The sequence below is a fragment of the Rhizobium sp. 01N447_2 genome (assembly GCF_056399245.1).
This window is the reverse complement of the sequence record NZ_JBFTQY010000130.1, coordinates 1-8553: the sequence shown is the minus strand read 5'-3', so window position 1 is coordinate 8553 and position 8553 is coordinate 1. Positions and strand designations below refer to the sequence as shown.

9 protein-coding genes are annotated in these 8553 nt (G+C 61.2%); 4 read left to right on the top strand and 5 right to left on the bottom strand.

The features are described 5' to 3' along the window. From AC1ECN_RS37580 to AC1ECN_RS37565, 4 genes are all read right to left on the bottom strand, one after another. The coding region (locus AC1ECN_RS37580; protein WP_477955917.1) for an FtsX-like permease family protein at positions 1-2229 on the bottom strand (2229 nt) is incomplete at its 3' end. A 227-nt stretch (positions 2230-2456) separates the two neighbouring features. After that, the gene (locus tag AC1ECN_RS37575) at positions 2457-3140 is read right to left on the bottom strand and encodes an ABC transporter ATP-binding protein (protein ID WP_130726399.1); all 684 of its coding nucleotides are present in this window, start codon (positions 3138-3140) and stop codon (positions 2457-2459) included. Then, a complete protein-coding gene (locus AC1ECN_RS37570; RefSeq protein WP_130726400.1) occupies positions 3133-3795 on the bottom strand; it encodes an ABC transporter ATP-binding protein in 663 nt (220 codons plus the stop codon). The genes AC1ECN_RS37575 and AC1ECN_RS37570 overlap by 8 nt, the downstream gene beginning before the upstream one ends. A 4-nt stretch (positions 3796-3799) precedes the next feature. After that, on the bottom strand, positions 3800-4372 hold the full coding sequence (locus AC1ECN_RS37565) for a hypothetical protein (RefSeq protein WP_130726401.1): 573 nt from the start codon (positions 4370-4372) through the stop codon (positions 3800-3802). A gap of 133 nt (positions 4373-4505) precedes the next feature. Between AC1ECN_RS37565 and AC1ECN_RS37560 the strand changes: the two genes are divergently transcribed. From AC1ECN_RS37560 to AC1ECN_RS37545, 4 genes are all read left to right on the top strand, one after another. Then, entirely contained in the window at positions 4506-5162 is a 657-nt protein-coding gene (locus tag AC1ECN_RS37560; RefSeq protein ID WP_037199762.1) for a response regulator transcription factor, read from the top strand. 50 nt (positions 5163-5212) lie between these two features. Next, positions 5213-6490 (top strand): sensor histidine kinase, encoded by a 1278-nt coding sequence (locus AC1ECN_RS37555; RefSeq protein ID WP_245484799.1) that lies wholly within the window; start codon positions 5213-5215, stop codon positions 6488-6490. Continuing rightward, positions 6491-6757, top strand: a complete 267-nt coding sequence (locus AC1ECN_RS37550) for a hypothetical protein (RefSeq protein ID WP_477955913.1) — start codon at positions 6491-6493, stop codon at positions 6755-6757. A gap of 192 nt (positions 6758-6949) precedes the next feature. Further along, positions 6950-7651 carry an acid phosphatase gene (locus AC1ECN_RS37545; RefSeq protein WP_130726403.1) on the top strand — a complete coding sequence of 234 codons (702 nt, stop codon included), beginning with the start codon at positions 6950-6952 and terminating at the stop codon, positions 7649-7651. Between the two features lie 377 nt (positions 7652-8028). On the opposite strand, the gene AC1ECN_RS37540 is transcribed toward AC1ECN_RS37545, so the two are convergent. Continuing rightward, positions 8029-8553: Gfo/Idh/MocA family oxidoreductase (locus tag AC1ECN_RS37540; RefSeq protein WP_477955911.1), on the bottom strand; the 525-nt coding region annotated here is incomplete at its 5' end.

The window sequence follows — 8553 nt, the reverse complement described above, 5'->3', positions numbered from 1 at the left end:
GGCTATGAGCGCTCCGGTCAAGAGGCCGAGAAACATGCCGCCGCCGACCACCAACGCAGCCTCGCTCCAAACAAAGGCGCCAAGCTGCCGCGGCTTGGCACCAAGCGCGACGAGGATGGCGAAGGAGCGTTCACGGTCTGCCAACCCCAGCCCAAGGACCAATCCGCCCGAGGCGGCAAGCATGACCAGCGCGAAGATCAGCTCAAGCCGCGTCAAACCGGCGAGGTCGATCGCTGTGAGACTCGATCCGATCAAAGCAACGGCATCACCAATCTGGCTCACCTTCAGTCCAGGGAGGCTCGCAGTCGCGCTTTGGGCGGCCCGAGCGATGCGGGCCGGATCGCCGTTCGATCGGATGAGAACGATCTCGCTTTCCGGGGAACCTGTCTGCTGCGCAATGTAAGTGGCGTTGGCGACCAGAAACGAATCCTTGGGTGCGGTGGGGAATTCGCGCACCACGCCCACGATGTGGAAGGGCACGGCATGGTATTGGTTATCGGCCGCGTTTTGCAGGCGAATATTGATGCCGTCGCCGCGACTGAGCTGATAGTCGTTCACCGTTTCCTGCGATACCAGCACGCCATCGGGCGTTCGCGCGAGATCGGCGAGCGTCGCCCGGGCGGCACCATTGGCGAAAAAGGCGTCGGACATCGCTGTGGCCGAGCCGATGCGCTCCGGATCGATGCCATAAAGATCCTGAAGGTCCGTCCCAACGTAAGCGTATCGATGTTGCATCGGCTGGGCGGCCGCCACGCCCGGCAGCCTGGAAAGACGGTCGAGCGCCTGGGATGCGGGCGCGGCGGATGTGCCCGTAACCCTGACGTCGGCCCCGTTGGTGAGTTCGGCGTCGACCCGTGCCTGGGCCTCATAAGTCGCGTTGAAAATCGCGGTCGATGCGGCGAAGGCAAAAGCAAGCGCAGCCAGGCCGATGCCAGCAGTCAGCCGCCGGCCTTGCCGTGCAAATGTCGCAGCCACAACATCCGCGAGACGTCCGGCGACGGGTCGCAAGCCCCTGGCGATCACCGGCCGGCCTTGCCGCAACCCGGACCCGACGAGCCGCATGGAAAATAGCGCCAGACCATTCCAGAGCAACACCGGGGCGAGAAAGGCCGTATAGTCGACCGCGGTCGCCGCCACGCCCTCCGGCGCGAGAACGACCTGGTATCCGCTCGCTGCCGAACGCCAGTAGAGCGCCGCCGCGAGCGCCAGCAGCACCAGATCAAGATAGAAGCGAGCCCAAAGTGGTGCCCGGTCATTGCCGATTGGCCGCCGGGCGCCCGCAATGCTCAAGCTACGGGCGTCGCGCCAGGCGGGGATCAGGATCGCTGCGAGCGAAAGCGCGATCCCGGCCACCGCCACGGTGCCGAGCAAAGGAACCGCTGCGCTTCGCAAGAGCGACACCCCGAGGATGAAATTCGCGGCAAGAGCAGCAAGGAGAATACCGAGGATCGCGCCGCCGACACCCGCAACGACCGCTTCAGCCGCAGCCAGGCGAAGGACTGCATCGACCGTTGCTCCCCGCAAGCGCAACAACGCTTGGTCGCGGCGGCGCTTGTCCCGTCCAGCTCCGGCTATGGCAAGCGTAAGCAGAATGGCGAGGATGGCCCCAGGGGCGCCGAGGAACAGGAAAACCAGTCGCGCATAGAGGGCATCCTCGCGGACTGACTCCAATCGGGCCGCCAGGTTGTTCGCAAGCAGCGCCGTTCCAGCGACGCGGGCCTCGAAATTACGGCCGCTCTCAGTTGCCCGGGTGCTCGCAGCGACCGGGTCGGAGGGCAAATCATGATGATCGAGCTTGACGTGGAACTCGGTCCGAATGGTATCAGGGCGGCTGGCGCCTTGCTGCTCGAACACCTGCTGCCACTGAGACATAGGCAGCAACAGAACGTTGTCTGGCGGGGCTTGTGGTGTGGCGCCAGCCGGTACACCGACCGCCTGAAACATCGCATCGGCGTTGGGCAAATCGACGATACCGGCGATCGTCACGCTGGTATCCGGCGCTTGGTGGTGGATGATGACCTGATCCCCGACCGCGACATGCAGGTTGGCGGCAGTCTGCTGCGCTATCAGGACGCCATCGACCGATCCTACGAGCGGTCGAACCTGTGCGGGGAATTGATCGAAATAGTCCGGTCCGATGCCAAGTACCGTGCCGCCACCCGTGGCCTGCACGGTGCCTCCCGTGTTCGCCTCAAAGCCTGGTACGTCGGCATAGTTGATCAACTGCAAGCCGGTAACCGAGGCGGCAGAGCGGATCGCTGCCTCGACCGCACTCTGATCCGCCCCCGGAAGCGTCTGGACCTGCCAGTCGACGGGAACCTGGGCGACCGACCGAGCCGTCATCTCAGCCGCGCTGTATTGCAAAAACGCACCCAGGCAAGCGATAAAGGCGACTGTCAGCGCCACACCGCCGATGGTGCCGACAAGGCGACCGGAGCGGGTCCGGATAAGTCCGATCAACCAGTGCCCGTACATGGGGACCTCTCAACCATGCTTTCCAATTTGCCGTGACGCATCCACCAGATGCGGCTCATCTTTGCAGCTACGCGCTCATCATGCGTGGCGATGATGATGGCGCTTCCGGTCTGGCGACCCCAGGTGCGAAGTCGATCGACTAGTATCGCGGCGCCAGCCTGGTCGAGCTGGCCTGTCGGCTCGTCAGCGACAATCAATTCCGGATTGGTCACAATGGCTCGGGCCACCGCGATCCGGTCGGCCTGGCCCCCGGAGAGTTGCTCGGGAAGCTTCGACGCCAGGGTTTCGATTCCGAAAACGGCAAGCGCTGCCAACGCGCGCGCCTCGGCTTCGGAGCCGTTGCTGAGAAGGATTGGTAACTCGACGTTCTCGACGGCGGAGAGTGCGGGCATCAGGTTGGCAGATTGGAATACGACGCCGATCCGCTCAGGGCGCAATGTGTCGGACGACCCAAGCCCGGGCCATTCCAATCGTCCTGAGCTTGGCACGTCCAGTCCCGCGATCAGGTTTAAAAGCGTCGTCTTTCCGCAACCCGAAGGTCCCATGATCGCGATTGTTTCGCCGGCGTTAATCTTGAAAGAGCAGCCTTGAACGGCCGCCACGACGCCCCGTTCGCGCTGGAAGCTGCGCCACAGGTCCGTAGCCACTGCCAAGGTCTTAGTCATGCACGATGCCTCCATCCCGGATATCGATAATGCGGTCGGCCCGTGCGGCTAGCGGACGGCTGTGCGTCACGACCAGGACGGCAGCGCCGCTCCGGCAGTTTTCGATGAGGCGATCGATGACAAGCTGCTCGGTTCCCGCATCAACCTCGGCGGTCGGCTCATCGCACAGCAGGATTGACGGCTTTGCTGCGAGCGCCACGGCCAGGCCAGCGCGCGCTGCCTCGCCGCCTGAAAGGTGAGCTGGTAAGACACCGGCGAGGTCGTCAAGGCCGAGGCTCCCGAGAAGGCCGTCGATTGCGTCCGGTGCGCCGCGGCCGGAAATCTCCATCTGGAGACGGATGTTGGCCCGCACCGTCAGATGATCGAACAGATTGCCGGACTGCATGAGCATGCCGAAATGACGAGCCCTAAGCCGAGCCCGCTCTGGTTCGGGGCGTCGGGTCATGCGCTCGCCCATGACCGACACCATCCCGCCATCCGGTTCATCGATCCCGGAAAGACAGGCAAGTAGCGTCGATTTCCCGCTCCCAGAGGGGCCCCGCAAGGCGGTAAATTCCCCTGTATTGAGGGTGAGGACAACCCCACGTAAAGCCACAACTTCTTCGTCGCCGGCATGAAAGAAGCGGTAAAGTTCGGTCGCCTCAAGTGCGAACATGAACTCACCTCCACTGCAAGGAGTTGGAGATCAGCTGCCACTGGTCGGCGTTATCCGCGCCGGCCGGAGCGGCAAGGTCGAGGGTGACCGTCTTGCCATTCTTGAACAGAATGAAGCGCTCGTGTTCGAGCCTGATCTGCTTGTTCGTGACCGGGTTCGGCGCGGAATTCGACAGATAGCTGATGCGAACGGCCGGCCCGGCTGCGAGCTTCACGTCCTTGACCGCGGTGACTTTGACGGCGTGTGCGGCTGCCTTGAGGTCCGTGATCTCGTGGGCCTTGGCTGAAGAAGCCGTTGGAGCAGCACTCGCGGTACCGAGGGTGGCGTCTATCTGATCGTATTTATCGAAGAACCTAACGCCATGGTCGATCACGGTCCGTGACCAGCCCTCGGGCACCTTTAGATCAAATCCGTCAGGAGAGGTGTAGGTAACGAAGACCTGATTGTCCGGAATGTCACCTGGTGGGTTCGTCTCGGGCGCAACGAGTTTCTCCTGCGCCACAGCGGGAGCAAACGCGCCGAATGACAGCATGAGCAGCACGGCTAGTGCGATGGATATCCGATTGCGGACGATCATGATTAACGCTCCTCTGCGGACTAGAGAAGGCATGGAACGCCAGGAGAATTAGGAGGGTCTTAGAGGATCTGCCGTAGTGCAAACGGCCCACACCAAATCTGTGCAGGTGGACGCGTTTAGGCTAGTTTGAAGCATGCGTGTTCTTGTGATCGAAGATGACGTCATGCTCGGTCGGGCCCTCGTGCAAGCGCTCGATGATGTCGGCATGTCGGTAGACTGGGTGCGTGACGGGCAACTCGGGGACGAAGCCATCGCTGTTGGCGGACATGGCCTTGTGTTGCTCGACCTCGGCTTACCCGGCCGTTCGGGCCTGGAAATCCTCCGCTCGCTGCGGGCCGCCGGCGACAAGAGGCCGATCCTGGTGATTACCGCCCGTGACGAACTCGACGATCGCGTCACGGGGCTCGACCTCGGGGCCGACGACTACCTAGTGAAGCCGTTCGAGGTCAAAGAACTGCTCGCGCGCATGCGAGCGGTCTTGCGCCGACATGGAGGTCAGGCGGTTTCCATCCTCTACACGAGCGAGATCGAGCTCGATCTATCTAGCCATGAGGTAAAATATCGCGGGTGCAGCGAAGTGTTGCCAGCGCGCGAATTTGCCTTGATGCAGGCATTGCTGGATCGTCCCGGAACCATTCTCTCGCGCAGCCAGCTTGAGGAAAGGCTCTATGGTTGGGGTGAGGAGGTAGAAAGCAACGCCGTCGACGTGCTCATCCACTACGTGCGACGCAAGTTCGACAAAAACATCATACGCAACGTCCGAGGGGCCGGCTGGATGGTCCCCAAATGATAGGCACGATTTCGATCCGACGTACGGCTTTCATATGGCTCGCAGGGTTAATGGCGACCATCGGCGTTTTCGCGGCGATAACATCGTACTTCCTTGTCAGGAACGAGGCATCCGATTTCCTCGACAATCAGCTACGGCAGATCGCCCTCTATGTCGGGGACGCGCCGCCCGTGCCAGCGGACGGCCCGGTCGGAGATGTGCCGCACGATCCCGAGGACGACTTCGTCATCCAGGTCTGGGATGTAGCCGGCAGGCCGTCGCGACTTTCGCACCCCGCCGTTGATATTCCGCAGCAATCGTCCACCGGGTTCGCCGACATTTCGACCGGCATTGATAATTGGCGAGTTTACACGCTGGCCGCGCCGGATCGAACTGTTCAGGTGTCCCAGGATATGAGCGTCCGGCAAGAACTGGCTGCCAGTGCCGCGCTCCAGGCGGCACTGCCAATCATCATTCTGATTCCATTGTCATTGCTGACACTGAGCTGGATCATCGATCGGATCATGGCCCGACTCGATCGCCTGGCCGTCGCGGTTTCCTCCCGAGACACGACGGTGGACAGTCCTGTGCCGACCGACGACGTGCCTGCCGAAGTTATTCCCTTCGTAAGTTCGATCAATCTGTTGCTCGCCCGGCTCCGCGCATTGCTGGAGAGACAGCGGCGATTTATTTCTGACGCCGCCCATGAATTGCGCACACCGCTCTCCGCGCTGCAAATTCAAATCGACAACCTTCGGCACGACGACCGGGATGGCCGATTTTCCCAGCGTTTGACCGAGCTCGAAGCCGGCATCGGCAGGGCCACCAGCCTCGTGAGCAAGCTCTTGCGCCTCGTGCGCTATGACGCCCACGAGACCGCGCCCGCGCCGCAGCCGATCGACCTCGTTCAGCTTGCGCTCGACACCGTTGCGCGCCTGACCCCGCTCGCCGAAAGCCGGGGGATTGACCTTGGCATCACGCGCCGGGACAAGGCTATCACGATCGGTGCGCTGGCCGATTTCGAAGTCATCCTGGACAATCTGGTCGAGAACGCCGTGCGGTACACGCCGCCGAGCGGAACAGTCGATGTCGCGGTGATCGTCGCCGGGCAAGAAGCCCGGATCGAAATCCACGACACCGGCCCCGGCATCCCGGAAGAAGAGATGCCACGCGTCTTTGAACGGTTCTTCAGGGCAAGGCCTCAGGACAGCGAGGGAAGCGGTTTGGGGCTGGCGATCGCGAAAGCGGCAGCCGAAAGACAAGGAGCGCGCCTCGCACTTGCCATGCGCGAGGACGGGCCCGGCCTTGTTGCATGCCTCATTGTACGAATGGCCTCAATGAAGGCCTAGGTGTTTGATGCCAGCSTCATCGCCAATGGACAAGCAGTCGTTTCCGATCAAGTCAAAATCACTCAGCACCGAGATGGAGGCATTCTCTCGCAAATCATGGTCGAAAACGGCGACGAGGCGAAGAAGGGAGACATCCTGTTGCGTCTCGATGAAGCGCAGCCGGGAATGCCCGTCGAGGTTTTCGTCAAGACAAAAGAGCGTACGCCGCTGTCCTTTCTCGTCAAGCCGTTTACAGACCGGGTCATGCGCATATTCCGCCAAGAGTAATGCCCGCATTGAGAGATGAATCAGGGCTTCCTTGACCGGAATGAGGAAATGCAGCGCGCGGTGGCGTGAGAGCGAGAAGGCTCGTAGGTTTGCGCCACACTGTTTCCATTTCATACGGATTGGTGAAGTTACTGTCACACGAGCGGAATATCGGGGTGCTAGCGTCGGCATCGATGTTCAAAAGGAGTTACCATGCGCAATCTAGCCCTGTCGCTCGCCCTCGTCATCGGCCTTGCTTCTTCCGTTTTAGCAGAAGATGCCAAGCCGTTTTCCGATGCCAAGGAAATCGACCTCGTTTCGCTGTTGCCGGCACCGCCCGCAATTAATTCGCCGCAGATGCAGGCCGAACTCGCTGAAATACTAACGATCCAGGTTACCCGCACACCTGAGATGGCCGCACGTGCCGTCGCCGATGCGGATGAAGATGTCTGGCGCTTCGCCGATGTGATCGACAATTCCAAGTTCACCAAGGAAAACCTGCCGAAGTTCGCCGCCTTCTTCGACCGCGTCGTCGCCACAGAAGGCGCTGTTGTCGATCCGGCCAAAGATTTCTGGAAGCGTCCGCGGCCTCACCTCTACAGCGACCTGGTCAAGCCGATTGTCCCACTCTCGAAGTCGGGTGCTTATCCGTCGGGTCACACCACCGTCGGCACGCTGATGGGCATCGTCCTTTCCAACATGGTGCCGGAGAAAAGGACCGAGCTGATGGCACGCGCGTGGGAATATGGCCATAACCGTATTGTCGGCGGCATTCACTATGCTTCGGACGTCGAGACTGGCCGCATCGCCGGCACCGTCATTGCCGAAACGATCCGCACCCATGACGACTACAAAGCTGAATTTGAAGCCGCCAAGGAGGAACTTCGATCCGTCCTTGGTCTGCCCCACGTCTGAGCCGATTGACCAAACATCCATTTGAACCGCCGGCGAGAAATCCGGCGGTTCCATGCTTTCAGGCATGGTCGCCCTTGGATGACCTCGCGTTAGAGTTTACTGCCTTCAATTAACGTTTCCGGCAATTTATGCCGAACGGCAGCTAGACCCCGCGGAGGTTACCTTCGGTGGCTTCAGAGCAGTCGTCGTTGAGTACCTAACGACTTGATACATTTCAGTCGCTGCCGACCATTGTCGCCATCCCTCGCCTTGACGAGATTCGAACCATCGGGTGTGCCTTTGTTTCCCTAACCACATGAAACATCTAGCAGTTCGTCATAGCGGAATGTCCGCTTGCGCCATAAGCCGCGTTTATAGAACTACCATACGGCGTGTCTCTAAACCTTGACCCAGGCCCCGTTACGCTTCGACGAAGCAACGCAGGCTTCGACAAAAGCCACACCCTTCACGCCGTCATCGACGGTGGGGTAGACCACTGCCTTGTCGACGGCCTTACCCTTCTTGCGGGCATTGATCGCATGCGCGGCTTCCGTATAGATCGTCGCAAAGGCTTCGAGATAACCTTCCGGATGCCCTGATGGTACGCGCGTGACACGGCCGGCAGCCGCGCCTGAACCGGCGCCGCCCCGGGTGATCAGCCGCTTCGACTCGCCGAAAGGCGTGTACCACAAGTAGTTCGGGTCCTTCTGGGTCCATTCCAGCCCGCCCTTGGTGCCGTAAACGCGGACCATCAGGCCATTTTCATGGCCGGGCGCAACCTGGCTGCACCAGAGCATGCCCTTGGCCGGCTTCTCCGAACCCTTCGCCTTGAAGCGCAGCATGACATGCGCATTATCGTCCAGCCGGCGGCCCGGAACGAAACTGTCGAGATCGGCGGCGAGGCTGTCGAGCTCCAGGCCAGT

Bases quoted from the DNA above. Each gene is read 5' to 3' on its own strand.
- AC1ECN_RS37575 (WP_130726399.1), bottom strand. From the start codon at position 3,140: ATGACTAAGACCTTGGCAGTGGCTACGGACCTGTGGCGCAGCTTCCAG.
- AC1ECN_RS37570 (WP_130726400.1), bottom strand. From the start codon at position 3,795: ATGTTCGCACTTGAGGCGACCGAACTTTACCGCTTCTTTCATGCCGGC.
- AC1ECN_RS37565 (WP_130726401.1), bottom strand. From the start codon at position 4,372: ATGATCGTCCGCAATCGGATATCCATCGCACTAGCCGTGCTGCTCATG.
- AC1ECN_RS37560 (WP_037199762.1), top strand. From the start codon at position 4,506: ATGCGTGTTCTTGTGATCGAAGATGACGTCATGCTCGGTCGGGCCCTC.
- AC1ECN_RS37555 (WP_245484799.1), top strand. From the start codon at position 5,213: ATGGCGACCATCGGCGTTTTCGCGGCGATAACATCGTACTTCCTTGTC.
- AC1ECN_RS37545 (WP_130726403.1), top strand. From the start codon at position 6,950: ATGCGCAATCTAGCCCTGTCGCTCGCCCTCGTCATCGGCCTTGCTTCT.